The sequence below is a fragment of the Subtercola frigoramans genome (genome assembly GCF_016907385.1).
Lineage (GTDB): Bacteria > Actinomycetota > Actinomycetes > Actinomycetales > Microbacteriaceae > Subtercola > Subtercola frigoramans.
The window spans coordinates 584,717-611,526 of the sequence record NZ_JAFBBU010000001.1; the positions used below are offsets into that span (position 1 = coordinate 584,717).

General features: G+C 65.9%; 25 protein-coding genes. 11 read left to right on the forward strand and 14 right to left on the reverse strand.

Annotation, left to right across the window (positions count from 1 at the left end):
- Positions 1–16: 16 nt before the first annotated feature.
- Genes JOE66_RS02820 through JOE66_RS02835 form a run of 4 tightly spaced genes read right to left on the reverse strand, consistent with a single transcriptional unit; the run spans position 17 to position 5,547 of the window.
- Positions 17–739, reverse strand: coding sequence for a lysophospholipid acyltransferase family protein (locus tag JOE66_RS02820; protein ID WP_205106621.1), 723 nt, complete (start codon positions 737–739; stop codon positions 17–19).
- Complete coding sequence (locus tag JOE66_RS02825; RefSeq protein WP_205106622.1) at positions 739–2,280, reverse strand: lactate racemase domain-containing protein; 1,542 nt, start codon at positions 2,278–2,280, stop codon at positions 739–741. Before JOE66_RS02825 ends, JOE66_RS02820 begins: the two co-directional genes overlap by 1 nt.
- Entirely contained in the window at positions 2,273–4,675 is a 2,403-nt protein-coding gene (locus tag JOE66_RS02830; protein ID WP_307827018.1) for an HAD-IB family phosphatase, read from the reverse strand. The genes JOE66_RS02825 and JOE66_RS02830 overlap by 8 nt, the downstream gene beginning before the upstream one ends.
- The gene (locus JOE66_RS02835) at positions 4,672–5,547 is read right to left on the reverse strand and encodes a hypothetical protein (protein WP_205106623.1); all 876 of its coding nucleotides are present in this window, start codon (positions 5,545–5,547) and stop codon (positions 4,672–4,674) included. Before JOE66_RS02835 ends, JOE66_RS02830 begins: the two co-directional genes overlap by 4 nt.
- Before the next feature lie 99 nt (positions 5,548–5,646).
- Between JOE66_RS02835 and JOE66_RS02840 the strand changes: the two genes are divergently transcribed.
- The 4 genes from JOE66_RS02840 to JOE66_RS02855 all read left to right on the forward strand — a co-directional run bounded on the left by JOE66_RS02840 (position 5,647) and on the right by JOE66_RS02855 (position 9,601).
- Positions 5,647–6,417 carry an SDR family NAD(P)-dependent oxidoreductase gene (locus JOE66_RS02840; RefSeq protein ID WP_205106624.1) on the forward strand — a complete coding sequence of 257 codons (771 nt, stop codon included), beginning with the start codon at positions 5,647–5,649 and terminating at the stop codon, positions 6,415–6,417.
- A 172-nt stretch (positions 6,418–6,589) separates the two neighbouring features.
- Entirely contained in the window at positions 6,590–7,249 is a 660-nt protein-coding gene (locus JOE66_RS02845; protein ID WP_205106625.1) for a lysophospholipid acyltransferase family protein, read from the forward strand.
- Positions 7,246–8,916, forward strand: a complete 1,671-nt coding sequence (locus JOE66_RS02850; RefSeq protein WP_205106626.1) for an FAD-binding oxidoreductase — start codon at positions 7,246–7,248, stop codon at positions 8,914–8,916. Before JOE66_RS02845 ends, JOE66_RS02850 begins: the two co-directional genes overlap by 4 nt.
- 46 nt (positions 8,917–8,962) lie before the next feature.
- Positions 8,963–9,601 (forward strand): TetR/AcrR family transcriptional regulator, encoded by a 639-nt coding sequence (locus JOE66_RS02855; protein ID WP_205106627.1) that lies wholly within the window; start codon positions 8,963–8,965, stop codon positions 9,599–9,601.
- A gap of 190 nt (positions 9,602–9,791) precedes the next feature.
- Here the strand turns inward: JOE66_RS02855 and JOE66_RS02860 are convergent, their stop codons facing one another.
- A complete protein-coding gene (locus tag JOE66_RS02860) occupies positions 9,792–10,532 on the reverse strand; it encodes an endonuclease/exonuclease/phosphatase family protein (protein ID WP_307827019.1) in 741 nt (246 codons plus the stop codon).
- Positions 10,533–10,889: 357 nt separating this feature from the next.
- Here JOE66_RS02860 and JOE66_RS02865 point away from each other — a divergent pair, with 357 nt between their 5' ends.
- Both JOE66_RS02865 and JOE66_RS02870 read left to right on the forward strand, forming a co-directional pair.
- Positions 10,890–11,870: a TIGR03557 family F420-dependent LLM class oxidoreductase gene (locus JOE66_RS02865; protein ID WP_205106628.1), complete on the forward strand. Its 981-nt coding sequence runs from the start codon at positions 10,890–10,892 to the stop codon at positions 11,868–11,870.
- 146 nt (positions 11,871–12,016) lie between these two features.
- Positions 12,017–12,787: a dienelactone hydrolase family protein gene (locus JOE66_RS02870; protein ID WP_205106629.1), complete on the forward strand. Its 771-nt coding sequence runs from the start codon at positions 12,017–12,019 to the stop codon at positions 12,785–12,787.
- Positions 12,788–12,992: 205 nt separating this feature from the next.
- Here the strand turns inward: JOE66_RS02870 and JOE66_RS02875 are convergent, their stop codons facing one another.
- Together JOE66_RS02875 and JOE66_RS02880 are read right to left on the reverse strand one after the other, a co-directional pair.
- Positions 12,993–13,727, reverse strand: coding sequence for an FAD-binding oxidoreductase (locus JOE66_RS02875; protein ID WP_205106630.1), 735 nt, complete (start codon positions 13,725–13,727; stop codon positions 12,993–12,995).
- A 45-nt stretch (positions 13,728–13,772) separates the two neighbouring features.
- A complete protein-coding gene (locus JOE66_RS02880; RefSeq protein WP_205106631.1) occupies positions 13,773–14,366 on the reverse strand; it encodes a molybdopterin-dependent oxidoreductase in 594 nt (197 codons plus the stop codon).
- Between the two features lie 93 nt (positions 14,367–14,459).
- Between JOE66_RS02880 and JOE66_RS02885 the strand changes: the two genes are divergently transcribed.
- Complete coding sequence (locus tag JOE66_RS02885; RefSeq protein ID WP_205106632.1) at positions 14,460–15,539, forward strand: hypothetical protein; 1,080 nt, start codon at positions 14,460–14,462, stop codon at positions 15,537–15,539.
- A 105-nt stretch (positions 15,540–15,644) separates the two neighbouring features.
- On the opposite strand, the gene JOE66_RS02890 is transcribed toward JOE66_RS02885, so the two are convergent.
- Both JOE66_RS02890 and JOE66_RS02895 read right to left on the reverse strand, forming a co-directional pair.
- The gene (locus JOE66_RS02890; protein WP_205106633.1) at positions 15,645–17,102 is read right to left on the reverse strand and encodes a cryptochrome/photolyase family protein; all 1,458 of its coding nucleotides are present in this window, start codon (positions 17,100–17,102) and stop codon (positions 15,645–15,647) included.
- Positions 17,099–17,626 (reverse strand): MarR family winged helix-turn-helix transcriptional regulator, encoded by a 528-nt coding sequence (locus JOE66_RS02895; protein WP_205106634.1) that lies wholly within the window; start codon positions 17,624–17,626, stop codon positions 17,099–17,101. The genes JOE66_RS02890 and JOE66_RS02895 overlap by 4 nt, the downstream gene beginning before the upstream one ends.
- Positions 17,627–18,371: 745 nt before the next feature.
- Here JOE66_RS02895 and JOE66_RS02900 point away from each other — a divergent pair.
- Positions 18,372–19,061: a TetR/AcrR family transcriptional regulator gene (locus tag JOE66_RS02900; protein ID WP_205106635.1), complete on the forward strand. Its 690-nt coding sequence runs from the start codon at positions 18,372–18,374 to the stop codon at positions 19,059–19,061.
- A 10-nt stretch (positions 19,062–19,071) separates the two neighbouring features.
- Entirely contained in the window at positions 19,072–19,830 is a 759-nt protein-coding gene (locus JOE66_RS02905; protein WP_205106636.1) for an SDR family oxidoreductase, read from the forward strand.
- A gap of 338 nt (positions 19,831–20,168) precedes the next feature.
- Here the strand turns inward: JOE66_RS02905 and JOE66_RS02910 are convergent, their stop codons facing one another.
- Together JOE66_RS02910 and upp are read right to left on the reverse strand one after the other, a co-directional pair.
- A complete protein-coding gene (locus tag JOE66_RS02910; protein WP_205111526.1) occupies positions 20,169–20,906 on the reverse strand; it encodes a winged helix-turn-helix domain-containing protein in 738 nt (245 codons plus the stop codon).
- Between the two features lie 475 nt (positions 20,907–21,381).
- Complete coding sequence (upp, locus tag JOE66_RS02915) at positions 21,382–22,014, reverse strand: uracil phosphoribosyltransferase (protein ID WP_205106637.1); 633 nt, start codon at positions 22,012–22,014, stop codon at positions 21,382–21,384.
- A gap of 102 nt (positions 22,015–22,116) precedes the next feature.
- On the opposite strand from upp, the gene tadA reads away from it, so the two are divergent.
- Positions 22,117–22,593, forward strand: a complete 477-nt coding sequence (tadA, locus tag JOE66_RS02920; protein WP_307827020.1) for a tRNA adenosine(34) deaminase TadA — start codon at positions 22,117–22,119, stop codon at positions 22,591–22,593.
- An 86-nt stretch (positions 22,594–22,679) separates the two neighbouring features.
- Here the strand turns inward: tadA and JOE66_RS02925 are convergent, their stop codons facing one another.
- On the reverse strand, positions 22,680–23,642 hold the full coding sequence (locus tag JOE66_RS02925) for a cation diffusion facilitator family transporter (RefSeq protein WP_205106639.1): 963 nt from the start codon (positions 23,640–23,642) through the stop codon (positions 22,680–22,682).
- Between the two features lie 58 nt (positions 23,643–23,700).
- On the opposite strand from JOE66_RS02925, the gene proC reads away from it, so the two are divergent.
- The gene (gene proC, locus JOE66_RS02930) at positions 23,701–24,540 is read left to right on the forward strand and encodes a pyrroline-5-carboxylate reductase (protein ID WP_307827021.1); all 840 of its coding nucleotides are present in this window, start codon (positions 23,701–23,703) and stop codon (positions 24,538–24,540) included.
- Positions 24,541–24,623: 83 nt separating this feature from the next.
- Here the strand turns inward: proC and JOE66_RS02935 are convergent, their stop codons facing one another.
- Complete coding sequence (locus tag JOE66_RS02935; RefSeq protein ID WP_205106640.1) at positions 24,624–25,289, reverse strand: potassium channel family protein; 666 nt, start codon at positions 25,287–25,289, stop codon at positions 24,624–24,626.
- Positions 25,282–26,730: a TrkH family potassium uptake protein gene (locus JOE66_RS02940; RefSeq protein ID WP_205106641.1), complete on the reverse strand. Its 1,449-nt coding sequence runs from the start codon at positions 26,728–26,730 to the stop codon at positions 25,282–25,284. Before JOE66_RS02940 ends, JOE66_RS02935 begins: the two co-directional genes overlap by 8 nt.
- Positions 26,731–26,810 lie beyond the last annotated feature (80 nt).

The following is a 26,810-nucleotide window of genomic DNA, read 5'->3' on the forward strand; positions in this document are numbered from 1 at the left end:
ACCGGTGTTGCTTGGGTCAAGTCCACACTTGGCGTCGAGTTTGACGCTCGGGCTTTGTTGCATTCCAGACTCGACGCCAATGGGCGGCTGTCTCGTCTGTTCCCGTGTCGGGCAGTGAACCCTCGGCCTGTGCGCGAAGGGCGCCGTACCAGCCGAGTTTCGCCTCGGCCATTCCGAGCGTGATGGCTTGGACGATCGAGGCATTCACTGCAGAGGGTTCGTCGCCGGCCGCCGTGTGGATTGGTGCGCCGAAGACGACGGTGACCGAGTGGCCACCCGATTCGGGCAGAACGCGCCACGGCGGCAATGCACGAAAGGTGCCGACCAGTGCCACGGGCACGATGGTGACACCCGACCGGATGCCCAGCCGCGCCGCCCCGAGATCGAACTCCGTCATCGAGCCGTCGTCGGAGCGCTGCCGCTCGGGAAAGAGCAGAACGCTGACGCCGTGGTGCAGTAGCGCGCTGAGGCGCGACACCGAGCGGAGCCCGCGAGCACGGTCGGCCAGGCCGAGCAGGCCGTGATGCGGCTCGACAGCCACGGAGACGAGCTGCGGAGCGTACTCGCGCACGAGCTCACCCACCAACGCAGCATCCAGTTCACTCGGGTGGTTTGCCACGAAGAGGTACGGACCCGGGTGGTCTGCCAGCTGGTCGAGCCCACGAACGACAGGGTCGACAGCGAGGCGCACGGCAAGAGCCGAAGCCCTGCCGAGCCCTGTACCGGGCGTGTGCTTCATCAGCTGACCTCGGAGATGGTCACCGGCGCCCCGTGGACGTACGTGATCGAGGGAGAGAGCCCGACGCTGTCCGATGCCATCTCCAGCGCGTCATTCAGGGTCGTCGCCGCTTTGAACCCCATGCGCCTGGTCGACTCGAGGTTGCCCCCGACGAAGATGACGTCACCGAGGTGCTCGATGGCCGGGGCCGCCGAGTACCAGGCGTGGAACGGGTGCAGCGCGTGGTGGGCGAAGCTCGTCTGGTAGAGGTGCCGGTACCACGGGTCTGAGGCGAACTTGCCCTCGAATTCCGCTGAGAGACGGCCGGAGTCGGTGGTCGTGGCTAGCGCCTCGGCGAAGAAGTCGACGTAGGCCGGGTGATGGAGCGGGTGGAACCAGTTCGCCAGCGGGTGGTAGAAGATCGCCGTGCCGCCCTTGCGAACCACGGGTGCCGACGTCGAGCCGTTGAAGACCTGGCCGAGTCCGAGGGCTGCGGCCGTTACGGGGTTCAGAGTGGTGCCGATGCCGCCGGGGTTCGGGATCCCGAAGAGCGCGATGTCTGCGGGAGTGTCGACCTGGCCAACCTGCTGCTGGGTCAGAAACGCTTCGGTGAGGGGATGCACGGAGCTCGGTCGCCCGGCAACCACCGAGGTCACGCCGAACCCGATGCCCGAGATCTGGCTCAGCCCGACACGTTTGCGAGAGGGCAGCAGTCGGCTTGCCGCCTGGAGGCCGGCGGAGAGGGCCCTGTCAGTGACGCTCCACTCGCGTTCGCGCTTGCTGAGGAACGCGGTGCCGGGGCCCGTCGGCTCTGGTGAGAGCGTGACATCGATGGTGAAGACCCGGGCCGTGTCGCCGATCTGGTCGACGAGGGCGCCATAGGCGTCGGCAGAGCCCTGAGCCACCGCGAGAGGGGAGTTGAGGGCGCGAGCGGTTGCAGCGCTGGCCAGCTTCGTGACGACGGCAGGTGCACCTTCGTTGCCCACGGCACTGGCGAGGCGAACCGAGATGACGAGGTCACTCGAGACGACTCGGGAATTGATCTCGATCGGGGTGCCGTCGGCGGAACGGCCCACCTCCACGAGATCGTTCGTGGCTTCACTGTCGTGACTGCGCAGCCGGTCTGGCGAGAACGACGCGAACACGCGGTCACCGAGCACGGCGCGCAGATCCTGTGCGGTCAGGCGGCGCCGCAGCCCGGTTGCCGCAATGAGTTCGACGTCGTCGACGCCGGCCACAGCGGCAAGCTCGAGCACTCGTTCGATGACGCGCTGCCGAACATCCGGTGCAGAGCGAGCGGTGAGCGGCTGGGACAGGTCGTCGAAAACGATCGTCACGCGGGTTTCCGGGTGAAGCAGGGCCTTCAGCGGTTCGCTGTCGACAGGCTTGGCAAGTGCACGGTCGATCTGGGCGTCGACCGAACGGATGCCCGGCAGCGCATCGGGCGGGTACAACACGCTGGCCCCGGCGGGCAGCCGCTCCAGCAACACCTTCTCGCCCTGGAAGACGACGAGCGGAGGGGTCTGTGCGTCGACGCTCAGAACGAATCCTGGTCTACTCATGGAAGATCTCTTTCAGGCTGGGTGCGGTGGAAAGTTCGTGTTGCGGGCGGTTCGCCTCGGCGACCGTCACAGGAGGGGCCGGGCGCAGGAGCTCGGCGATGGTGTCGATGGGCGAGATCTTGTTGTCGGTCCACTGGTGGATACGCCAGTGTTTGACTGTGGCGTGCTGGTACAGCGCCGCATCGGGGTTCACTGCCTGCGGATTGCCGACGAGTTCGAGCCAGGCACGGTCGGCGTGGCTGTCGCCGTAGGCGTAGGACTTCGACAGGTCGATTCCCTCGCGCTCGGCATAGATGCGCAGCCAGGCCGCCCTGGCCTCGTCGACGAGCGGCGGTTTCGACAGGTAGCCCGTCCAGATGCCGTTCTGGGAGTGCATCGTGCTCGCGACGACTTCGTCGAAAAGGGAGACGAACGGTGAGGTGAAGACGTCGATCGCACCGGTCACGAGCACCGTGCGGTGGCCGGCCTCGCGGTGCTTGCGGATCTGCCTGACCGCCTCGGGCCGGATGCGCTGAAGCAGCACGTCGCCCACCGAGTCGCGGATGAGCTCGCGGAGCGCGGCCTCGTCGACGCCTTCGTAGCGCCGCAGGAAGGTGCGGAGGAACTCGCCCCGGTCGCGCCGGTCGGTCGCGATGTAGCGGGGCAGGGAGCCGAAGAGGTTGGCGAGTTCTGCCGGCCACTTCGACTTGTCGAGGCTGGCGAGCCTCACCCACAGGTACTGCTCGATGATGTTGGTCGCCAGTACGGTGCCCTCGAGGTCGAACACGGCGACGGCGTCGGGGTTGTGTGGCAGCGGTTTCTCGACCTGGGCCTTGGGGCGCGGACGAGAACTGAAGGTGCGCATCAGGGTGGTCACGGCCGGGAAGTGAACCTGTTGCAAGTAGTGATCCCAGTCGATCAGTTGCGAGTTGAAACCGAACTTCGCCCGCTCGGATTCGGGCAGCTGTTCGTTCAGGGCTGCGGTGCGGCTGTCGTCGTAGATGATCTCGGCCTGGGTGTAGTTCTGGTACAGGTCGGAGTAGGCGCGCAGCAACTCGAGATCGGTCTGCTTGGAGGAGACGCTGCGCATCCAGTCGCGTGTGACACTCGACGACGGCAGGCGCAGGAGGGTCTTGCGGGCGTAAGAGTTCGAGCGTTCGCCGAAGCGCAGGGCCCTGGCGATGGCCTTGGAGCCGGGGAACGACCAGAGGGGGGCTCTGATGTGGCCCCGCTGGTCATCCGGAATCGGGTTGGCCCTGAAGTAGGTCAGCACGTTCTCGTAGATGTCACGCATGGTGAGCGGGTTTCGCCCGCCCGAACTGAGGTGATAGTACTTCGGCTCGCCTACGGACGGGGGGTTCGCGGCTACGGCAAGGGTGGCGTTGACCACGATGTCGACGGGAATGATGTCGAGAATGCTGTCGGGGAGCCCAGGGAACTCTGGCAGCAGCCCGCGCCCATAGGCGATGATCAGCGGGTCGGCGACCTTGAAGCCGTCGATCCAGCCGGGGAAGGGGTGATTCAACGCGCTCTCGATGATGGCGGGTCGCACGACAGAGAGGCGGTGGCCGTTGCCGGCCCACAGCTGCTCGGCGACGCGTTCGCTCATCGACTTGGTCAGGGCGTACACGTCGGCCCAGCCGAGGCTCTGCGCCCGGGTGCGGCCGTAGTCGACCAGCCGCTTCGTGACCCATTCGATGCGACCCTGTTCGGCAGCCGCGGCGATGGCCTGGGGGCCGACCTTGCCCACCTCACTGCGCGCTGCGGCGATGAGCTTTCGCAGCACCTCGGGGCGGCGGGAGGAGGCCTCGACCTGCGCGCGGGCGGCGACCGCAGCATCCATCTCCGCACGCCAGTCGACAGTGTGCTTCAGGGATTCCTCGACAGTGGTGCCTTTGCGGATGCCGCCGACGTAGGCCGTCGACACGTGAACGACGTGTGGGTCGGAGCCGGTGCGCAGCAGGGCCTCGTACAGCCCGACCGCGCCACCGACGTTGGTCTTGAAGGCTTCGTCGATGGGCGGGTCGAACGACACGGTCGATGCGCTGTGGATCAACACGTCGAGGTCGGCGGGCATGGCGGCGACCGAGCCCATGCTCGACTCCACCACCGTGATGCGTTCACGCATGGCGCGGTCGACCTCGTCGGCGCCGACCCGTTCGCGCCACTTCGAGAAGACGGGCTTGCGCAGCAGGCTCGTCAGTCGCGCTTCGCCGGTCAGCGAGCCTTTCGGCCGGATCAGCAGGGTCATGCGAGTGGTCGGGTAGTCTGCCAGCAGCTTCTCGAGCAGGGCCTGGCCGACGAATCCGGTGGCGCCGGTGAGCATGATGTGCTGGCCTTCGAGGGGTGCGAAGACCTCTGCGTCTGGGCCTGGGTTCAGCACAGCATCCGGCGTGGACTTCTCGCTGTTGCTCACGTGGTGACTCCCGTCGCGCCGCCGGAGGTGGGCAGCCCCGCCGCCAGCCGAGACCCGACGTTCACCCCGAAACGGTGTGCAGCCTTGCGCGCGACGTTGAGGCCTCGAAGCCCGGGAAGCTGGTCGACGGCGCCGTCGATCGCTTCGATGTCAGCCTGCCCGCCCGGGCCGCTGAACAGGTAGCTCATCATGAATCGCGTCTCCTGGGTTGGTTGCTCGCTCGTACCCGTCGGCGCCCACGAGTGCCTCAGGGACGACCGTGTCAGCTTTCGGGCCTGCGCCGATTCTTCCAGCCTGCGAAGGGTTTCGCCTTCAAAGAAGTGCAAGTGGCGATTTCGCAGCACCTGAAAGCCGTTCAGAACCTCGGCGAGTGCGGCGTTCGGCTCTCTTCTGACGATCTCGGCGTACGACACCCGGCTCACGAGTTCGTCGATGTAGCCGTGGGTCACGTGGATCGAGATGAAGTCCTCGCCGATGAGGTTCGACCTCACGGCGTTGACGATGGGCGAGACCCGGTCGACGAACTCGCGCCCGAACCGTACGACCGTGAGCCTCGCGCGATTCGTGGCGGGCACGAAGGTGTCGTGCACGGCGAGAATGCGGTCGAAGGCGTCGGCGATCCAGTACTTCTCGAACGCCCAGGTGGCCAGAAAGGCAGTCAGGCGGGCGTCTTTGTGCGAAGGTGTCACGAGCACGTCACGCATGTGGTGCATCGTGAAGTTCTCGAGGTCGCGCAGGTACGCGATGGCCCGCAGCGACTGTGCACCGAGTGGATGCTCGGCAAACGCCTCCAGCGGCAGAGTGGCTTCGTGGCTTCCTGCCGCCGTGCGCGTGTACTGGCGAATGTCGAAGTCGCCGGTGTTCTCGGTCATGGGGTACTCCCGTGCTGTGTACGTCGCGGTTCGGTGGAACCGCCGGCGAAGGGGCGTATTCGCAACTGTCGTTCGTTGCCGTGTCGTAGGGTGTTTGCCATGGGAACCGCATTGATCACAGGCGGCAGCTCGGGCATCGGAGCATCGTTCGCCCGGGCGCTGGCGACCAGGGGCGAGAATCTTGTTCTGGTTGCGCGCGACACAGAGAAACTCGACAGGGCGGCCGCTGCACTGCGGCTGGAGTTCGGCGTGAACGTCGAGACGGTCTCTGCCGACCTCGCGGTGCGCGCGGACGTCGTGCGCATCGGCGAGATCCTGGCGCGCACAGACGACCCGATCGACACCCTCGTGAACAACGCCGGCTTCGGGGTGCACACCTCGCTGCTCGCAGAAGACACGACGCCGCACGAGCACGCCTTCGACGTGATGTGCCGTGCAGTACTCATGCTGGGGGCGGTCGCCGGCCGAACCATGAAGGCCCGCGGTTCAGGCACGATCATCAACATCTCGAGTGCGGCCGGTTTCATCACGATGGGCAGCTATTCCGCGATCAAAGCGTGGGTGCGCATCTACAGCGAGGGTCTCGCCGTCGAGCTGAAGGGCAGCGGAGTGCAGGTGACCGCGCTCTGCCCCGGCTGGGTTCACACCGACTTTCACGATCGCGCAGGCATTCGCAAGTCGTCGATTCCGGAGTTCTTGTGGATCGACCTTGACGAGATGGTCGAAGACGGGCTTGCTGATGCCGTCAGTGGCAAGGTCATCTCCATCCCTTCCAAGCGGTACTCGGCGCTCATGTTCGTCGCCAGGCACGCCCCGCGTAACGGAATCCGATGGATCTCGGGCCGCATTTCATCCAGTCGCGCGCACTGACACAGGCCTGTTTCGGCCCTCGTAAATAGTATCGCTACGGTGTGCGTTTCGGTTCGCGGTGCATTGTGAGTACGCTGGGTTGGTGGAGTTCGGCAATAGGTACACTTCACGAGCCCAAGCGGGAGCTCGTTTCGTAGCACAGCGCCTTCTGCTGAAACCGCTCATCTGGTCGATGGTGAGAATCCACGTCACCGGTCGCTCGCAGCTGAAAGATGTGCACGGGGCCTACATCGTCGTGGCCAACCACAGCAGCCATCTGGATGCCCCGCTCATCCTGGGCGCAATGCCGAGCAGGCTCTCCCGCTACCTCGCGGCCGCCGCCGCAGCGGACTACTTCTTCGACGTGTGGTGGCGCAAAGGCCTCACCGCGCTGTTCTTCAACGCGTTCCCGGTCGATCGCAGCGCGACCTCGCGCTCGAACGGTCTCACCGGCAAACTGCTGCACCACGGTGTGCCTCTGCTGGTCTTCCCCGAGGGAACCCGCTCCAAAGACGGAACGATCGCCCCCTTCAAGGCGGGTGCAGCAGCGCTCTGCATCAAGTACGGCATCCCGTGCCTGCCCTTGGCGATCATCGGTGCATCCGAAGCCATGCCGCGGGGGCGCAACTGGCCCGTGCCCGGTCGGCCACCGGTTGAAGTCGCCTTCGGTGAACCGCTCATTGCTGGTGAGGGCGAGACCGTCGACCAGTTCAACAAGCGCATCGAGCGCACGGTACGGGAGCTTCACGTCTCACACCAGCCGAAACTGCCCGTGAGTCTGATCGACCCAGAACTGCAGAACGACCCCGGAACGCCGGGTACTACGCACACCCCCACCGAAGGAGCCGCATGACCGACGTCAAACACATGAAGTGGTGGGGTTGGGGCGTTGAAGGCGTGGGTTTCCACCACGAAGACAAGCCCGGCTTCGCGCCGTTCGTTGTTGACGCCGTCGGAATCGATGTGTGGCGTGAGCCCGTGCCGCCGATCGACTTCTCCGAGGTCGCCGTGCCGCCGAGCCAGGCGGGCGCCGAACTGATCGACGCCCTGACGCTCATCGTCGGGCCAGAGTATGCGACGGTCGATGACCTCGAACGTGTCGTGCACACCTACGGCAAGAGCATCCGGGATCTCATCAGGCTTCGCGCCGCGATCCTGCCGCGCATTCCCGACGTCGTGGTCTACCCGGCAGATGAGAGCGCAGTGCAGCGCATCGTCGACCTCGCCGTGGCGACGAACTCGGTCATCATTCCCTTCGGTGGCGGCAGCAACATCGTGGGAAGCCTCGAACCGCTGCCCACCGAGACACGACCCGTGATCTCGCTCGACATGGGCCGGCTGTCGCGCGTGCTCGAGATCGACGAGTACTCCGGGCTCGCCACCATTCAGGCCGGCGTGCTCGGCCCCGACATGGAAGAGCAGCTGAACGCCCGCGGCTGGACCATGGGGCACTTCCCCGACAGCTTCACGTACTCCACCCTCGGCGGGTGGATCGCGACCCGTTCGTCGGGCATGCAGTCAGACAAGTACGGCGACATCGCCGAGATCACCAAGGGCATCAGGGTCGTTCAGCCCGGCAAGCTGCTGGTCGTACGCCCCATTCCGTCGTCGGCGACCGGGCCGAGTGTGCGCGAGGCGATCCTCGGCAGCGAGGGCCGCCTGGGTGTCATCACCGAGGCTGTGGTGCAGGTGCACCGCGTGCCCGAGAAGCGTGAGGTCATCGGTTACCTCTTCCGCGACTGGGATTCGGCGCTCGCCGCCATGCACGACATCAACAAGAGCGATGCGGCACCGTCGATCACTCGCGTCTCTGACGCGAGGGAGACCGCGTTCTCGTTCAGTACCTCCAAGGCCAGCCACGGCATCAGCGGGCAGGTGCAGAAGGCGTTGTTCGCGTTTCTGAAGCGCCGCGGGTGGAACCTCGACGAGGTCTGCCTCTCGTTCATCGGCTACGAGGGTTCGTCGGCCAACGTCGCCCACCAGAAGTCGGTGGTCGGGGATGTGCTCAAGAAGCATGGAGCGATCAACCTCGGCAAGGGCCCGGGAACGCTGTACGACCAGAAGAAGTTCGACACCCCGTACCTGCGTGACTTCCTGCTCGACCGGGGGGCTGCGGCCGACGTGTCGGAGACCTCTGCACCGTGGTCGAAGCTCAAGCCGCTCTACGACAACGTCTTCGCTGCGGCGAACAAGGCGTATGACGAGATCGGCATGAAGGGGTGGATCATGTGCCATCTCTCGCACTCGATGCACGCGGGAGCCTGCCTCTACTTCACGTTCGCGTTCACTCACGACGGGGTCGACCCGATCGCGCAGTACGACGTCGTGAAGTCGGCCATCCAGCAGGCCTTCATCGACTCAGGGGCGACGCTGTCGCACCACCACAGCGTCGGTCTCGAACACTCGCAGTGGGAGGTCGCAGATATCTCCGAGGCTGGGGCAGACCTCGTGCAGGGAATGTTCACGGCCGTCGACCCGGGTGAGAACCTCAATCCTGGCAAGATCCTGCCGACGCGCTGAGTCGTGCATTCGCGCAGCCGGGGTCTCGTGCGGTGGGGCAGTCGTCATGGCTGACGACGCCCCGCTGCTGCCGAAACCCGGTGTGGAGCCGCCTGATGTTCAGAAGCCGGGCGCGCAGAGCGTCGGCGCGCAGAAGCCCGGCGCGCAGAAGTCTGCGACCGTTGCGCTGATCCTGTCGACAACCCTCGACATCCTGCGCACGAGGGGCCCGGCGGCCGTCAACATCGAGGCCGTCTCTGCGGCGTCCGGAATCGCCAAGACCACGATCTACCGGCGGTACGAGAACCGTGACGCCCTTCTCGAGGCGGCGATACTGTCGGTGGTCATCAACCCGGTTCCGCCCGCCGACACGGCGTATATCGAGCAGCTCCGGTGGGTCATCCGGCAGTCTCGCGACGGCGTCGAGAACATACTGGGCATGGGCGGGGTCTCTGCCATTCTCGCGGGTCAAGACAGACAGTTCATGGACCTCATCCGCGGCATGCTCGTGCCCTGGATCGCCCTCGTGCGCAGCCTCCTCGTGGCCGGCGTCGCTTCGGGGGAGCTGCGCGCCGACGTGGATGTCGATGTCGCCCTGAACTTCATTCTCGGGTCGTCGCTCGGGGAGTTCATTCGCGTGGGCACGGTCTCAGACGACTGGTCGGAGCGTGTGCTCACCATGGTCTGGCGCATGGTCGGGCCCTGAGGCAGCCCAGTCACAAGCGAGCTGGGGGCCAGACCTCAGTGGTCGGGCATCGCTGCAACCAGCCGCGCGTAACCCTCATCGATGAGCGCGCAATTCTCCGTGCACAGGCTCTCCGTGCACAGGATCGTGGGGAGCCCGCTGGGTCAGTGCGTTGCCTGATGACAGACGACGCTGACCGCCGGGGTGTGGGTCAGACCTCGTCGAGCACGGGGTCGTGCGGAGACTGGTCGTCGCCGGAGCGGCTTGCAGCCGGCGAATCGAGGCCGGCCCGCTTGAGGATTTCGGTGGTCACAAGGATCGGCCTGTGGTCGGAGAGTCCCTGAGGCAGCGTCTCGACGAGCTGGATGTCGAGCCCCTTCGAGGTGAGGAAGTCGAAGTGGTACGCGATCGACTTCGTGTAGAAGTACGTCGGCCCGTCGCTCAGGGACAGCGAATACCCCGCGTCTTCGACCTGTTTGATGAGCTTGTTTCGAAGCAGGGGGTAGTTGAAGTCGCCCGCCATGAGGGTCGGCACGTCGCCGCTCAACTCGCTCAGGTGGTTCAGTGCCCCGGCGATCTGCCGCCGGCGCATCAGGTTGGTGGCCGACAGCGGTGAGGCGTGAAACGATGCCAGCTGCAGGTCTTGCCCGGTGTTCACATCAACCAGGCGGGTCGTCAGCAGACGCTCGATGCCCGGAAGCAGCACGCGGTCGTGTAGAGCACGTTGCAGAGAAAACGCGTGCGAGTCGAGCGCGGTGAAGCGCTCGGGCCGGTAGTAGATGGCCAGGCCGAGTTCGCTCTTGTAGGTGGCGCTGGCCAGCTTGAGATCGCCGATCTCCTCCGGCATGCGCACGCCGTCGCCCTCTTGGAGGGTCAGAGCGTCGACAGGATGACGTGCAACGAGCTCAAGCAGTTCAGCGGTAGCTGCGTGCCTGCGCAGGTTGTAGCTCATGATCTTCAGTTCGAACCGCCCAACGATCGTGCCCCTGCCTGTTTACGACTTTCAGTGTAACGAAAATCGCCGACAGCCAGATGCGGGGTACCGGATGCCCGGCACACGTCATTCGGAGCCCCGGCGCTTTCCGCTTGCCCCACCCCCCACCCCCCACCCCCCACCCCCCCCCGTTAGGTGTACCGACTTCCGCTGCTCTCCCCAGCAGAAAGCAGCACAAGTTGGTTCACCTACCCAGGGAGGAGGGGGGCGAGACACACGGGGGCGCCTTGCGCAACCCCGGCCGTGACGCTTTGACTTCGTGAGAGCCCCGGCGGAGCCTAGAAACTGTTACTGCACCGATGATCTGGAGTTGAGATGACGCGATTCGGATACACCCTCATGACCGAGCAGAGCGGCCCGAAAGACCTGGTCGCCTACGCCGTCGCCGCTGAGAACGTGGGTTTCGACTTCGAGGTGTCGAGCGACCACTACTCGCCGTGGCTCACCAGCCAGGGCCACGCTCCCTACGCCTGGACTGTGCTCGGCGCCGTGGCCCAGGCCACCACGCGGGTGGAGCTCGCGACGTATGTGACGTGCCCGAGCATCCGGTACCACCCTGCCGTCGTCGCCCAGAAGGCTGCCACCCTGCAGCTTCTGGCCGACGGCCGATTCACCCTGGGGCTCGGTGCTGGAGAGAACCTGAATGAGCACGTGGTCGGCGAGGGCTGGCCCGCGGTGGATGCCCGGCAGGACATGCTCGAAGAAGCGGTGCAGATCATCCGGGAGTTGCACACCGGCGAACTCGTCACCTGGCAGGGCGACTACTTTCGCGTGGACTCGGCCCGCATCTGGGACCTGCCCGACGGGGGAGTGCCGATCGGGATCGCGGTCTCTGGGCCGAAGTCGATCGAACGGTTCGCTCCCCTCGGCGACGTGCTGATCGCCACGGAGCCGAAGGCCGAGCTCATCACGGGTTGGGAGGCGGCGCGTTCGGACCTGGCGGGGGCCGGCCCGTCGCGATCGATCGGCCAGATTCCGATCTGCTGGGGGCCCGACAAAGACGAAGCCATCGCGCTGGCGCACGAGCAGTTCCGATGGTTCGCCGGTGGCTGGGCCGTCAACGCCGATCTGCCAACGCCGGCCGGGTTCACCGGTGCCAGCCAGTTCGTGCGGCCTGACGATGTCGCCTCGAGCATCGCCTGCGGCCCCGATCTCGACGAACTCGCCGAGAGTGTGAAGCCGTTCCTCGAGGCAGGGTTCACCGACGTTGCCCTGGTTCAGGTGGGCGACCAGCGCCAGCAGGAGTTCCTCGACACTGTCGCCGAACCCCTGCTCGAGAAGCTCCGCGCCCTCTGACCCGCAGGGCCGCCGACTCACCCCCGCCCACGCCGCACAGGTGCAGTCCAAGCCCCGTCGACTTTCCCCGGTGTGCAGGAAATCGGCCCGAACGTGCACCTTCGGGAAAGTGGATAACATCAGCATCAACGAAGAGGGGTGGCCCCATGGCTGAGAACGACGCTGCCGCCGAGAACTACACGGTGACCCTGAGTGATGTGGATCTGACGGGTGCCGCGCTGCCCGGTATGAGCCCCGGTCTCTACGGTGCACTCGCGGTTCCGGCCGGGGAGGGCCCGTGGCCCGCGGTCGTGATGGTCTTCGAGGCCTTTGGCATGACGGACGTCATGCGCCGTCAGGTCGACCGCATGGCCAACGCGGGATATCTCGTGCTCATGCCCGACATCTTCGTGGACGGCGGCGCGCGAAAGTGCGTGGTCGCCACCTTCAAGGCGATCACGAGCGGGGAAGGGCGTGCCTGGGTCGACGTCGAGGCGGCCCGCCGGTACCTGCTCGCCCGCCCTGACTGCACAGGCAAGGTCGGAGTGCTCGGCTTCTGCATGGGTGGCGGGTTTGCGCTCGCGGCGGCAACGAGCGGACGCGGATTCGATGCCGCCAGTGCGAACTACGGCCGCCTGCCGGGCGACATCGACGCGTGGGCTGCAACAGCGTGCCCGGTCGTCGGCAGTTACGGCGGTCGCGACAAGTCATTGAGGGGCGCCGCGGCGAAGTTGGAGTCTGCGCTCACCCACGCCGGCGTTCCCAACGATGTGAAGGAGTACCCGGAGGCTGGCCACTCGTTTCTCAACGACGCCGAGACCGGCCCGAAGGCTATGCGCCCGATCACCACGTTGATGCTCGGGGCGGGCCCGAACCCCGAGGCGGCCGCCGACGCGTGGAAGCGCATCGACGCCTTCTTCGCCGAACACCTCGCCTGACGCTACGTCGCTGGTTGAGTAGCAGGGCGGCAGCCCTGCGTATCGAAACCGGTTGTGCGTGGGGGTTTCGATACGCACTTCGTGCTACTCAACCGGCGATTGACGCAGCCTTGCCGCTGGTTGAGTAGCAAGGCGCAGCCCTGCGTATCGAAACCGGTTGTGCGTGGGGGTTTCGATATGCACTTCGTGCTACTCAACCGGCGGTCTACACGCCGCCGAAGCGCTCAGTGCGCACCCGTGATGCAGGGTGCCCGAGCTCGACCAGCCAGCCGGCGATCTGCTCCACGAACGCGTTCGGCCCGCATACATACGTCGTCGGCCCCAGCTCCGGCGAAACGGTCAACATCTCGACCTCGGTGCGGCTGAGTCGCCCGACTGACCGGTCCGCGCCCTGCGGCGCCTGCCGTGTGAACGCGTAGTCGACCATCACGTGCGCTGCCGACTTCTCGGCCAGCCGCCGCAGCTCCTCGGTGTAGAACACGAACTCCGGCGCGCGAACCGAATACAGCAGCCGCATCGGTGTCGGATGCCCGGCACCCGCGTGCGTGCGCAACATCGACATCAGCGGAACCACCCCCGACCCGCCGGCAATGAGCTGAATCGGCTCGGCTTGTTCCGGCTTCCACACGAAGTACCCGCCGACCGGACCGCGTACCTCGATCATGTCGCCGACCTCGATGCCGCGAACGAGGTACGGCGAGACTTCGCCGTCATCCAGTTCTTCGACCGAGACCTCGACCAGGGCATCGGGGTCAGTGGAGGCGCCCGACGCGATCGAGTACTCCCGCGAGGCCTGGTACCCGTCGGGGGCCGTCACCCGCAGGTCGAGATGCTGCCCAGAGAGCTGCCCTCGCCAGTCTTCGACGCGCAGGGCAAGCGTTCGGGCGGTGGCGGTCTCGTCGTGGATCGCCTCGACGGTCGCCCGGTGCCACTCAACCATGCTGCACCATCTCAACGGTGCCGCGCGCCGCCGGAATTGCTCTCACTACGAGTACCGCTCCTCTTTCCACGGGTCGCCCAGGTCGTGGTACCCGTACGTCTCCCAGAAGCCGAACTCGTGGTGATCCATGAGGGTGATGTTGTTGACCCACTTCGCGCTCTTCCATAGGTAGAGGTGCGGGATGAGCAGCCGCGCCGGACCGCCGTGGTCGGGCGCGAGCGGCTTGCCGTCGAACTCGAAGGCGATCCAGGCCTTGCCGCCGACGAGGTCGCTGGTGCGCACATTGGTCGTGTAACCGCCGTAGCACGAGGCCATCGCGAACTCGGCCGAGGTGTCGATACCCTCCAGCAGATGGTCGAGCGACACACCCCGCCAGCCCATGCCGAACTGCGACCAGCGGGTCACGCAGTGCAGATCGACCGTGAACTGCTCGATCGGCTGCTCCAGGAGGGTCTGCCAGTTCCACGCCTTCAGGTCGCCGTTGGCCGCCCGCAGCGACAATGCCCAGTTGTCGGTGTTGATGTTGGGTGTCGGTCCTGCCGAGAGCACCGGAAAGTTGCTGACCTCGTACTGGCCGGGCGGCAGAAGAGGGTTGGCGTCACGACGCCGACCGGTGAAGCCGGGGGAGAAGATTCCCATGGAGTGCCCTTTCGTGAGAAACGGTCGCGAGCTGAAGAAGAGACCCGCACAAGCTCATAGACTCAATGTACAGCGAACGTTAGAGGAGTGGCAGTGACCCTGTTCGACTTCGACGCGCTCGCCGATGAGAACGGCCGCACCTCAGAGGGCTGGCCACCGCCGCCGGGCCCGCCGCGCCGAAGGTCGCTTCTGGGCCGGGTGTTCTTGGCCCTTGCGATCGTCGTCGCGATAGCGATACCCACTGGCGCGATCGGCTGGGGCATCTTCCACCAGCGCATCGAAGACCAGATGGCCGTCTGGAACTACCGACCCACGGCAGAGCTGGCACAGATGTCGACCGATGCCGGCCTCAACGACGAGGGCCGATTCTACTTCTACGCCAGCGCGCCCACGGTCGAGAGCGCCAGCAACTTCACCGCCGTGTGCGGTTCGTCTCGCGACGACTTTGTGCTTCTCGGGTGCTACAACGGCTCGAGTATCCATATCTTCGATGTGTCGGATGCCCGGCTCACCGGCATTCGCGGCGTGACCGCTGCACACGAGATGCTCCACGCGGTCTACGCGCGGCTCAGTGACTCCGACCGTACCGACCTCGACGCCCTGCTCGAGGCGCAGTACTCCACGGTGAAGGATGACCCCGAGCTCTCGGCCCGAATGGCGAGCTACGCCACCTTCGAGCCAGGCGAGCGCGACAACGAGCTGCACTCGATCTTCGGCACCGAGCTCGGCAGCCTGAGCCCCGAACTCGAGGCGCACTATGCCCACTACTTTGCTGACCGCTCGAAGGTCGTCGCGCTGAACGCCTCGTTCCAGGCTGTGTTCACGCAGGTGCAGGACCAGGAGACAGCGTTGGCAGCGCAGCTCACGGCCGCGGGCGACTCGATCGATGCCGAATCGTCGAAGTATTCGGCCGACATCGACACGTTGAACGCTGACATCGGCACCTTCAACTCCCGGGCAGACAGCGGCGACTTCTCCAGCGAAGCATCGTTCAACACGGCTCGCAGCGTGATTCAGCAGCGCAGCGACGACCTCAAGGCCCGTTACGACTCGATCCAGGCGGATATCGCCCACTACGACGAGCTGCGCACGCAATTGAAGGCCCTCGACTCGCAGGCCGCCGAGCTCAATCGCAGTATCAACAGCACGCTGCAGACGCCCGCTGCGGGCTGAGTCGCGGGTTGCCGCAGCCCAGTGCAGCGATGACGATCTGGCTGGGCTGCTGTCGGCTAGCCCAGGGCTGCGTTCCGCGCTCAGCTGTCCGACAATGACCGGGCCTCAGCTGCCGCGGATGGTCTCGTAGGCGTCGAGGGCGCGCTTGCGGGATTCGCCGAGGTCGACCATCGGTTCGGGGTAGGCGGGAGTACCGTACTCGGGCACGTAGGTGGTGATGTACTCCGACTCGGGGTCGAATTTTGCGGCCTGGAGCGCCGGGTTGAAGACCCTGAAGTAGGGTGCAGCATCCACACCCGAACCGGCGACCCACTGCCAGTTCATGGCGTTGCTGGCTTGGTCGGCGTCGACCAGGGTGTCCCAGAACCAGGCTTCGCCGACGCGCCAGTCGATGAGCAGGTTCTTCACGAGGAAGGATGCCGCGACCATCCGCACACGATTGTGCATGACGCCGGTCTTCCAGAGTTCGCGCATGCCGGCATCGACCAGTGCAACCCCTGTTCGGCCCTGTTGCCAGAGCTCGAGGGTTGCGGGCTCCGGCTCGCTCCAGGGGAACGCGTTGAATGCTGGGCGCATGTTCTCAGTCGTGATCTCGGGGAAGTGGTAGAGCAGGTGATACGCGAACTCGCGCCATCCGACTTCGCGCAGGAACGCTGCGCTCCCGCCGGGCTGCACGGTTCGAGCGGCAGAAGGGCCTTTCAGCCCATGCCAGAGCTGGAACGGGCTGATCTCGCCGAAACGCAGCCGGGGTGACATACGGGAGGTGACATCGTGGGCGGGCAGGTCGCGGTCGCTGGTGTAGTCGCCGAGCCCGTGCGCGACGAAGGTGGCGAGTTGCGCGTGGGCCGCAGCCTCGCCGGGCACCCAGGCTTCACGGAGACCCGCAGCCCAGTCGGGGGCGGTCGGGAGGAGGCCCCACGAGTCGAGGCGGTCGGTAGGCAGCTCAGCTGGTACTGCCGCAGGGTTCGCTGAGGTGGACGGGCGCGCCGTCCGTGCCGTATCGGTGCTGTGGGCGCCGGACCCCGTTGCGAGGGCCGCGGTGACTGCCTTCGTCGGGGCAGGAAGCGGCGGCCGCGGAGCCGGCGCACCGAGGCACGCCTTCCAGAATGGAGTGAAGACACGGTAGGGCTGGCCCTGTCCGGTCTGCAGTGTCCACGGCTCGAAGAGCACGCTCGCCTGAAAGCTGCGGGCCTCGATTCCCTGCGCCTTGAGCGACGACTTGATCCCCGAATCGATCTCGCGCTCGGCGAGACCGTAGCGACGGTTCCAGAAGACGGCACCGGCCTGCGTCTCGGCACACAGCTCGGCCACGACGTCGGTCGCGGCTCCGCTTCGAAGCGTCAGGGTGAGGCCCAGGGCATCCAGCTCGCCGGCCAGAGCCGCGAGGCTGTGGTGCAGCCACCACTTGCTCGCTCCGCCCAGTGGCCTGATGCCTGGGCTTGATTCGTCGAGAATGTAGACGCAGACGATCTGTTCGCCGCGTTCGACCGCTGTATGAAGGGCCGGATGATCGGCAACCCTCAGATCGTCACGAAACCAGACCAGGCTGGGCCCGTCGCTCATTCGGCGGTCGCGGCGCTGGGGCCCCCAGCCGCGGATTCTGACGGAGTGTCGACCACACAGTCGTCGGTGCCGCCGCTGACGCTGATGCGGAGTCTGTCGCAGAGCGCGAGCAGTTGGGCGAGCTGGTCGGGGTGCAGCGCCTTCGACATCTCGTGGCTGATGGTGCGACCGTGCACGCGGGCCGCCTCACGGTAGACCTCGAACCCGTCGGCTGTGAGGGAGACGATGGTGCCGCGGCCATCGCTCGGGTCGACAGACTTCGAGAGGATGCCGCGGGCCGCCAGCCGGTCGACGAGCCGGGAGACGCTCGGCTGGGTGAGCAGGGTGCGCGTGTTGAGGTCGCGGATGCGCATGCGTCGCTCGGGTTGGATCGACAGCGTGTACAGAACGTCGTACTCCGTGAGAGAAATGACCTGCGAGGGGAAGTCTTCGGCGAGCATGCGCATCATCGTCACCTGGGCGCGAAAGAGTGCCTCCCATGCGGCGACCGGTGAAACTTTCTCGGCGCGGTCGTGGTCAGCCATCTGTGCCCTTTCTCAGAACTCCAGCTTAAACGCAAGTGTGTGCTCTGGTGCTCTATTCCTGGGTCAGGCGGCGCATGCCTCGTCTCTCGACCGGCATGTCTCGCCTCTCGTGAGCCCATCGCGCCGAAATGAGGCGGTTACGCGCGGCGCCTTTCGTCGCATCGGCCTCACTCTCCGCACACGACACGTGGTCAGCGAGTCAGGCGCCGGCCGCGACGTTCCGCGCACGTGTGCCGCCGTCGGCTCGAGGTGAGTTGGTTGCGCCGAAAAGAGACCACCACACCCGACGCAACTCGGCAGAACGGCCTCACGAAGGCTCGGTGCCTATATCGCCGCAGGAGCGGCGGCGAACCAAGCGAGGTCGGGAAAAGCGGTGACCGGTGCGTCGCTTTTCCGTTTCCGGGGAGAAGCCTGGGTGGCGTCCGCTAATCCCGGCAGTCTGCCGCAGGGGCGGCGGTAAGCCAGTTAAACGGACAAGACCCGGTCGTAGAGGCTAACGACCGGGTCTTTCCCTTGCACCAAGAGTGTCCTGCAATCACATTCCGCGCTTCGCTGCCACAGCAAACAACTAACGCTCTTGAACTATATAACGGTTACGTAACGGCGAGCAAGTTATCAAAACGTTATTTTCCTAAGAATTCACCCAGAGGCTCCGCATGGGTTCATTTTGCGCCTGGGGCCTGGCGAATAGTGGGCGCTGCCCTAGCCGTTTCATCGATAACAAATGTATGGTATCGTCAATAACATGACAACGAGAGCAGTGATCGTGGCCGCAACGGCCGAGCTTCTGGCGCGGTCCTCCGACGGCGACGTTTCGACGCGAGCCGTGTGTGAGGCGGCGCGAGTGCAGCAGCCCGTCATCTACCGTCTCTTCGGCGACAAAGAGGGTTTGCTCGCGGCGACCATCGACTCGGTCTGGGACCAGTACCTCGGCCTGAAGCGCGCCGCAGAGCAATCCGAAGATCCGTTGGATGATCTGCGAGCCGGGTGGGACAGCCACACTTCGTTCGCCCTGGCCAACCCCAACGCATATCGGCTGCTCTATGGGTCGACCGCTGTGCACCGGGCATCCTCGGCGGCAGAGGCGATGCGGTTGCTGCGCGCAGTGCTCGACCGGCTTGCAGCGCAAGGCCGGTTGCTGATCGACCCCGAAGCGGCGTCGCGTCTCATGATGGCGGCCAATACCGGCGTGGCCCTGGCCCTCGTTCTGAACCCCGCTCTCTACCCCGACCCGTTGTTGTCAGGGCTGATGCGTGACTCCGTCATCGCCTCAGTCGTCACGAATTCACGCAGGGCACCCGAGCCGGCTGAAGCCGAGCGCGTCGCGGCGATCACTCTGCGTAATGCGCTGCCCCGATCATCCGGCACCCTCTTCACCAGCGCTGAAGCGCCGTTATTGGATGAGTGGCTGGAACGCATTCAAACCAAGAAGTGAAGGAACACGCATGAGCACAAATCTGACAAGCGAAACCGCAGCGCCCACCCGGGTGGCGCTCGTCACTGGGGGATCTGGCGGAATCGGCAGGGCGGTCGTAGAACGGCTCGCCAGGGACGGGTTTGCCCTCGGAGTGCATTACTCCGGCAACAAGGCCAAGGCAGACGAGACGGTCGCAGCAATTGTGGCCGGGGGTGGTCGGGCAATCGCCATCGGCGGAGACGTTGCCGAGGAGCGTGACATGTCGGCTGCCTTCGACGCGGTCGAGGCGGAGTTCGGCGGGATCGACGTCGTGGTCAACACGGCGGGAATCATGATTCTCTCGCCCATCGCCACGATGGACCTCGACGAGCTCGACCGAATGCTCCGCACGAACGTCAGGGGCACGTTCGTGGTCTCGCAGCAGGCGGCACGCCGGGTGCGTTCCGGCGGTGCGATCGTGAACTTCTCGACCTCGGTCACCCGCACCCAGTTCCCGAGCTACGGCGGGTATGTCGCGAGCAAGGCCGCGGTCGAGAGCATGACGCTGATCCTCGCGCGCGAGCTGCGCGGCAAAGATGTGACCGTCAATGCGGTCGCTCCGGGCCCCACCGCCACTCCGCTCTTCCTGACGGGCAAGGATGATGTGGCCATCGCAGGCCTCGCCCAAGCTGTGCCCCTGCAGCGTCTGGGGCAGCCCACCGACATTGCCGAAACGGTCGCGTTCCTCGCAGGCTCGGCCCGCTGGATCAACGGCCAGGTCATCTTCACCAACGGCGGCCTCGCCTAGCGCTCACGCACCAGTAGGCACTGCGGCGGCGCACCAAACGAGGTCGGATGAACGCGGCGACCGCGCTCGTCGCGTCCAGCGGCGCCCGGCGCTCTAACTTCAGTTCGTAGATGTTCTGCCGGTGGTGCGCCGTCCCCACCGGCCCCTCCTCACGCCGTAGCCGGCGCGTGGAGCCTCTGACCGGCGTGGGCCCAGAGCCGGCGGCGCACCAAACGAGGTCGGATGAACGCGGCGACCGCGCTCGTCGCGTTCAGCGTCGCTCGGCGCAATGACGCCAGTTCGTGAAGGTTCTGCCGGCAGTGCGCCGCAGAGGCGGCGGCGCACAAAACAAGCACTACTCAGAACAGGTCGGGGCTCGGCGTGCTCGTCTGGCGCACCGAGACATCGGCGTGGCGGTCGAAGCGATAGCCGACACCGCGAACCGTGCGCACGATGTCTTCGTAGTCGCCGAGCTTCGAGCGCAGGCGGCGAACGTGTACGTCGATGGTGCGCTCGTTGGGGATGTCGTCGTCGCTGGCGCTCCAGAGCGCGTTGATCAATTCGGCGCGGTCGATGGTGCGGCCCTCGCGCAGCACCAGGTACTGGAGAAGCTCGAACTCCTTGTAGGTGAGGTTCGCCGATTCGTTGTCGAGCAGCAGGCGCTTGCGCGAGAGGTCGATCACGACGCCGTCGCGGGCGCGATCTTCTGGTTCTGGCTCCTCCTGGCGGTGCTTAGCGAGGGCGGCCGGGTCCTGGAGGGCAAGGCGCACAACATCGACGTCGCGGCCGCCTGAGCCTCGCGGCGCCAGGGCGACAGCGGCGTAGGTTTCGGAGCTGGGCGCGATCTGGGCGACGAGCGCCTTGATCTGGGCCACGATCTTGCCGAGCTCGGTGCCGTCTGCTTCGGCTTTCTCTTCGTCGATGCCGACGTACAGAACGAAGCCCCGGGCTTCGGTGCCCGACGGTACGGCGCGGATGCGGGACGCCGTTGGGCTGCTCGGCTCAGCGGCGGGAGTCGATGCCGAGGTGGGCACGGGGGTGACGGTCTGGCGCGGTGTGAGCTGGGCCGGTGCGAGCGAGGGAGCGAGGTGAGCGATTGACACGGGATGTCCTTTGGGGGTGATGATGCTCGCAGTGCTGTATTCCGTGACCGGGTGTGAGCCTGGCTGGCTTCACGAGATCCGGTGCGGTGGAGAACTGCGTTTCTGTCGATGTGGCGTTGCTAGGGCGCCGGGGCTGGCAGACCGGGGTGCGGGTCGGCCAGAGAGGAGTTCGATCATCCGCACCCCTGAGGGAGTGCGATTCGAGTCAAACTCGGCGGGCGGAAAGAGAGGGGCGCTGGTGAGCGGCAGGTCTCGTTAGCGACACATTCGACAGAGCATGGCGGCGCGGCCGGGCATCATCATGCCGGCATTCCCTGAGGCCTCGAAGGAGGTAGGGGTGCGAGAGTCGTCATACATAGGGATAAGTAAAGCCGAAAATCAGTGTGAGTGTCAACTTTTTTGCGCCAGAGACGTGAGTTTCTACCCGAATGGACGATTATTGCGTCGTGACCGGTGCGTGAGCCCTGTCTCAGACGACCCCGTAGAGCCGGTCGCCGGCATCGCCGAGCCCGGGCACGATGTAGCCGAGTTCGTTGAGCCGTTCATCCAGGGCGCCGAGCACCAGCGTCACGTCGTGGCCCGCGGTGCGCTTCTCAAGCGCGGCGACACCTTCGGGGGCCGCCAGCAGGCAGATCGCCGTCACATCGACGGCACCTCTGGCAAAGAGAAAGTCGATGGCCGCCCCGAGTGAGCCGCCAGTGGCGAGCATCGGATCGAGCACGAAGCACTGCCGGTTCGAGAGATCGTCGGGCAGGCGTTCGGCATAGGTGCTCGGCTCGAGTGTCTCTTCGTTTCGAACCATGCCCAGAAACCCGACCTCGGCGGTAGGCACGAGCTTGACCATTCCCTCGAGCATGCCGAGCCCGGCTCTGAGAATGGGCACGACCAGCGGGCGCGGTTCGCTCAGCGCAACCCCGGTCGTCACCGCGACTGGGGTGGTGATGGTCACCTCGTTCACCCGCACGTTGCGCGTCGCTTCGTAGGCCAGCAGCGTCACCAGCTCTTCGGTGAGCGCGCGGAAGGTCGCCGACGACGTCGACTGGTCGCGCAGCACCGTCAGTTTGTGGGTGATGAGCGGGTGGTCGGCAACGTGAACTCGCATAGGGTAAATCTACCGCCAGACCACGCAGCCAGCGAGCATGCGGCCGCACGTGGTCTGGGCAACGACGAGTGCCGATCATCGAAACGCAGCAGGGAAGGGCCCGTGTCAGAAACAGTCTTTCCCGCCTCGTCCCAACACGACGAATGGATGCTCGAGGCCCTCGCCGAGGCACGGCTCGCGCTGCGCTCGGGAGACGTGCCTGTCGGCGCGGCGATCGTCGTGACCGAATCGGGCGAGCGACTGGCTACAGGCCGAAACGAGCGGGAGCTTCACACCGACCCGACTGGCCACGCAGAGATCGTCGCCCTCCGGGCCGCGGCTCGAGCACGAGGCAACTGGCAGCTGCAGGGCACGACCCTGATCGTCACGCTCGAACCGTGCGTGATGTGTGCCGGAGCAATTCTCGCTGCGCGCGTCGACACGGTCGTGTTCGGCGCGTGGGATGAGAAGGCGGGAGCTGTCGGTTCGGTCTACGACGTGCTGCGGGACCGCAGGCTGAACCACCGGGTCGAGGTCTTTGCCGGCGTGCGCGCTGCGGAGTGCGGCCAGCTCCTCACCGAATTCTTCCGCGAACCCTGAGGCGCTGTCGACGCTGCTGAGGTGCGGCCCGAGCGCCTGGCGCATGTCACTGCGGCAGCCTGAACCGCGGGTGCTCGACGCAGCTTTCAGTCGGAGGCCTTGATGACGATGGCCTCGGTCGGCGTCGCAGGGTCGACCGGTGCGACGTAGACGTCGGGCTCGATGTAGATCACTCGGGCGATGGGCAGCGCCGCGCGAATCCGCGCCTCGACCGAGTTGATCGTGGTGGCGACGTCGTCGAGGTGCGCCGAAGCGGGCAGCGTGATCTTGGCTGCCACCATGAGTTCATCTGGCCCGAGGTAGAGGGTCTTCATGTGGATGACCCGCTCGACCTCGTCGCCCGCTTCGATGGCGGTCAGGATCGCCGCGATGTCGGCCGGGCCAGCGCCTTCGCCGACGAGCAGGCTCTTCGTCTCGATGCCGAGAACGATGGCCACCAGGATGAGCAGCACGCCGATACCGATGGTGCCGATACCGTCGAAGACCCCGTTGCCGGTGACGACAGAGAGCACAACGCCGATGAACGCAAGCGCCAGCCCGATCAGGGCGGCGACGTCTTCGAGCAGCACGACGGGCAGTTCAGGCGCCTTGGCACGGCGGATGAACTGCACCCACGACTGGCCGCCGCGCGTGTGGTTGCTCTCCTTCATCGCGGTTCGCAGCGAGAACCCCTCGAGGATCATTGCGGCCACCAGTACGGCGATCGGCAGCCACGGCGTCTCGATGGGGTGCGGGTGCCCGACCTTCTCGATGCCCTCGTAGAGCGAGAAGACCCCACCGACCGAGAAAAGGATGATCGACACGACGAACGCGTACACATACCGCTCGCGCCCGTACCCGAACGGATGCTCGACATCGGCTTCTTTGCGGGCCTTGCGACCTCCCAGGAGCAGGAGCAGCTGGTTGCCCGAGTCGGCCAGCGAGTGCACGCTCTCAGCGAGCATCGATGACGACCCCGAGAAGACGAAGGCGACGAACTTGATGACCGCGATTCCGAGGTTGGCGCCCAGTGCCGCGAAGATCGCTGTGTTGCCGCCAGATGTGCTCACGTATGAATTCCCTTGTGGTTTCGAGTATCGGTTGTGCTCCCAATCCTAGGATGGTCGGGTGAATGAAATCAGGCTCCCCTCCATTGCACTTCTCGGCGCCGGTTCGATGGGCCGGGCCATTCTGAGCGGCCTGCTGGCACCGAACGTGCAGGTGGACGGCCCGATCCGCGTGACCAACCGTGCCGCGGCGAGCGCGGAACTTCTCCCGCGCTCGGAGAAGGTCACCTCTCTCGTGACATCGGAAGACCCCGAGGCGAATCGTACGGCGGTGGCCGGTGCCGCCATCGTGCTAGTCGCGGTCAAGCCGCACATGGTCGCCGAGCTGCTCGACGAGATCAGCCCGGTGCTCGAGCCCGGCACGATCGTGGTGAGCGTCGCGGCGGGCGTGACGACCGCAACAGCGGAGTCGCACACGCCGGAGGGGGTGGCGATCATCCGGTCGATGCCCAACACCCCGGCGATGGTGGGCCGCGCGGTCACCGGAATCAGCGCCGGCTCGCGGTCGACCCCCGAACAGCTCGAGATCGTGCGCGGGCTGTTCTCCACGGTGGGGGAGGTGGTCGAGGTTCCGGAGTCACAACTCGATGCTCTCAGCACCATCTCTGGCTCGGGGCCCGCCTACGTGTTTCTGTTGATAGAGAAGCTGACGGCGGCGGCTGTGGAGAAGGGGTTCTCGGCCGAGCAGGCGGCCCAGCTCGTGAACGGCACCTTCATCGGGGCGGCCGAGCTCCTGCGCCAGTCCGACAAGACGCCCGAACAGCTTCGCATCCAGGTCACCAGCCCGAAGGGCACCACAGAGCGGGCGATCGGCGTGCTGCAGGATGCCCGGCTCGACGAGATCTTCATCGAGGCGACGGACGCGGCGCTGGCGCGGGCGCGTGAACTCGCTGGTGGGTGAAGGGGCGCAGTTTGCGGCATTCCCGACGAAGCACAGCTTCGTCGGCGCTGGCGTCGCGGCGAGCATCCACTGGATGCTCGCTTTTAGCTCCAGCGCGCAAAGCTGTCGATGTCGGCGGCCGTTCCCGAGACCACGATGAGGTCGTCGTCGCCCACGACGGTGTCGGCTCCGGCATAGACGAACTTCTGGCCGGGGCTCCTGACGCCGACGACCGTGATGCCGTGCTTGCGGCGGAGGGCGAGAGTGGAGAGCGCTGCCCCGCGGGCCGCCAGCGGAGGTCGCAGCTTCGCCAGCGACAGTTCGTCGTCGAACTCGATGAAGTCGAGCACCTGGCCAGACACCAGGTGAGCGATGCGGTCACCGGACTCCGCTTCGGGGTAGATCACGTGATGGGCGCCGATGCGCTGCAGGATGACGCCGTGCGAGTGCGACATCGCCTTCGCCCAGATCTGCGGCACACCGAGTTCGGCAAGGTTCGAGGTCGCGAGGACGCTAGCTTCGAGTGACGCGCCGATGGCGACGATCGCAATCGAGAAGTCCTGCGCGCCGACCTGTCGCAGGGCGTCGATGTCGCCCGCGTCGGCCTGCACGGCGTGTGTCGCGACACCCGACCACTTCTGCACGAGGGCCGCGTCGGTGTCGACGACGAGCACCTCGCGACCGAGCCGCTCGAGCTTGCTCGCAGCAGCCGCACCGAAACGGCCCAGGCCGATGATGAGAACGGGTGCATCCGATGGATTGCTAGCCAACGATCGGCCTCTCTTCTGGATAGGTGTAGAGCTGGCGGCGGTGCCGGGAGGCCAGCGCGGCCGCGAAGGTCACGGTACCGATCCGCCCCATGAACATGGTCGCAGCCATCACGTAGATTCCCGCGTCGGGCAGGCTCGCAGTGAGGCCGGTAGAGAGGCCGGAGGTGCCGAACGCCGAGATCACATCGAAGAGAACCGCATCGAGCGTCGCGCCCGAGATCTGCAGGATGACGATGGTCGCCACGGCGACCGTCGTCGCCCCCCAGAGAACAACACTGACGGCAAGGCGCAGGATGTCGACCGGAATCCTCCGGCCGAAGGCCTCGACCGAATCGTTGCCGCGTGCTTCAGCGAACGCCGCCAGAAAGAGCACCGCGATGGTGCTCACCTTGATTCCACCGGCCGTTGACGCCGAGCCGCCGCCGATGAACATGAGCATGTCGGTGATGAGCATGCTGGAGCCGTTCAACTGGTCGATGGGGATCGTCGCGAATCCGCCCGACCTCGTCATCGTCGACAGGAACAGCGATTGGAAGGCCTTGTCGCCCACATTCAAATTCCCGAACGTCGCAGGGTTCGAGAATTCGAGGGCGAAGTACAGCACGGCACCGCCGCCCAGCAGAACCAGTGAGGTGACCACGGTGAGCCTGACGTGCAGCGACCAGCGCGGCTTGCCGGGAGTGCGGATCGCGCGGGTGACGGCGTAGATCACCGGGAACCCGATGCTGCCGAGAAAGACACCGAGCATCAGCACGCCGAGAAACCAGTAGTCCGTCGCGAAGGGCGCCAGCCCGCGAGGGTCGGGCGAGAACCCCGTGTTGGTGAACGCCATGGCCGAGTAGTAGATGCTCTGCAGGGCCGCCTTGTCTGGCTGGATGCCGCTGAGCAGCATCCGGGGGAACAACAACACGGTGAGCCCGGCCTCGATCACCAATGCGCTGACGGCCACGGTGGCCAGAAGCCCACCCACTTCCCCGAGACGCACAGCCTGGCTGCTGCCGCTGATGCCGGAGTGAGCGTGCGACGGGTCGGCCTCACCGATGGCGAGCAGGCGCGATCGCAGTCCGAGCCGGCGGGAGATGACAAGCCCGAGAATCGAGGCGAGCGTCAACACGCCGACCGCGCCGATCTGCACGCCGAGATAGATGACCGTCAGGCCGAAACCCGACCAGTGCGTCGCCATGTCGACCGTCGACAGGCCCGTGACGCAGATCGCCGATACAGCTGTGAAGAGCGCGTCGGCAAAGCCAGTGGCCGTTCCCTTCGCGCTCGCGACCGGCAGGGAGAGGAGAACGGTGAAGAGGGCGACCAGTGCGAGAAAGATCAGCACGGCGAACCGTGCGGGCGAACGGCCGGAGAAATCGTTCACCGCTTCGCGAAACCGCGAGCGGGTGGATGATGCGCCGTAGCGGGGGCGTTTTGTGGCCGTGCTGCCGGTCATCCATCACCCCTCTGGCCCCGCCAGAGTGGAGAGGGCACGGTCGACTGCTCTGCCGACCAGCTTGTCAGTGGAGTCGCTCA

What these genes read in the sequence shown, in the direction of transcription:
- JOE66_RS02820 (WP_205106621.1), bottom strand. Translation starts at nt 739, where the DNA reads ATGAAGCACACGCCCGGTACAGGGCTCGGCAGGGCTTCGGCTCTTGCC.
- JOE66_RS02825 (WP_205106622.1), bottom strand. Translation starts at nt 2,280, where the DNA reads ATGAGTAGACCAGGATTCGTTCTGAGCGTCGACGCACAGACCCCTCCG.
- JOE66_RS02835 (WP_205106623.1), bottom strand. Translation starts at nt 5,547, where the DNA reads ATGACCGAGAACACCGGCGACTTCGACATTCGCCAGTACACGCGCACG.
- JOE66_RS02840 (WP_205106624.1), top strand. Translation starts at nt 5,647, where the DNA reads ATGGGAACCGCATTGATCACAGGCGGCAGCTCGGGCATCGGAGCATCG.
- JOE66_RS02845 (WP_205106625.1), top strand. Translation starts at nt 6,590, where the DNA reads ATGGTGAGAATCCACGTCACCGGTCGCTCGCAGCTGAAAGATGTGCAC.
- JOE66_RS02850 (WP_205106626.1), top strand. Translation starts at nt 7,246, where the DNA reads ATGACCGACGTCAAACACATGAAGTGGTGGGGTTGGGGCGTTGAAGGC.
- JOE66_RS02855 (WP_205106627.1), top strand. Translation starts at nt 8,963, where the DNA reads ATGGCTGACGACGCCCCGCTGCTGCCGAAACCCGGTGTGGAGCCGCCT.
- JOE66_RS02860 (WP_307827019.1), bottom strand. Translation starts at nt 10,532, where the DNA reads ATGAGCTACAACCTGCGCAGGCACGCAGCTACCGCTGAACTGCTTGAG.
- JOE66_RS02865 (WP_205106628.1), top strand. Translation starts at nt 10,890, where the DNA reads ATGACGCGATTCGGATACACCCTCATGACCGAGCAGAGCGGCCCGAAA.
- JOE66_RS02870 (WP_205106629.1), top strand. Translation starts at nt 12,017, where the DNA reads ATGGCTGAGAACGACGCTGCCGCCGAGAACTACACGGTGACCCTGAGT.
- JOE66_RS02875 (WP_205106630.1), bottom strand. Translation starts at nt 13,727, where the DNA reads ATGGTTGAGTGGCACCGGGCGACCGTCGAGGCGATCCACGACGAGACC.
- JOE66_RS02880 (WP_205106631.1), bottom strand. Translation starts at nt 14,366, where the DNA reads ATGGGAATCTTCTCCCCCGGCTTCACCGGTCGGCGTCGTGACGCCAAC.
- JOE66_RS02890 (WP_205106633.1), bottom strand. Translation starts at nt 17,102, where the DNA reads ATGAGCGACGGGCCCAGCCTGGTCTGGTTTCGTGACGATCTGAGGGTT.
- JOE66_RS02895 (WP_205106634.1), bottom strand. Translation starts at nt 17,626, where the DNA reads ATGGCTGACCACGACCGCGCCGAGAAAGTTTCACCGGTCGCCGCATGG.
- JOE66_RS02900 (WP_205106635.1), top strand. Translation starts at nt 18,372, where the DNA reads ATGACAACGAGAGCAGTGATCGTGGCCGCAACGGCCGAGCTTCTGGCG.
- JOE66_RS02905 (WP_205106636.1), top strand. Translation starts at nt 19,072, where the DNA reads ATGAGCACAAATCTGACAAGCGAAACCGCAGCGCCCACCCGGGTGGCG.
- upp (WP_205106637.1), bottom strand. Translation starts at nt 22,014, where the DNA reads ATGCGAGTTCACGTTGCCGACCACCCGCTCATCACCCACAAACTGACG.
- JOE66_RS02940 (WP_205106641.1), bottom strand. Translation starts at nt 26,730, where the DNA reads ATGACCGGCAGCACGGCCACAAAACGCCCCCGCTACGGCGCATCATCC.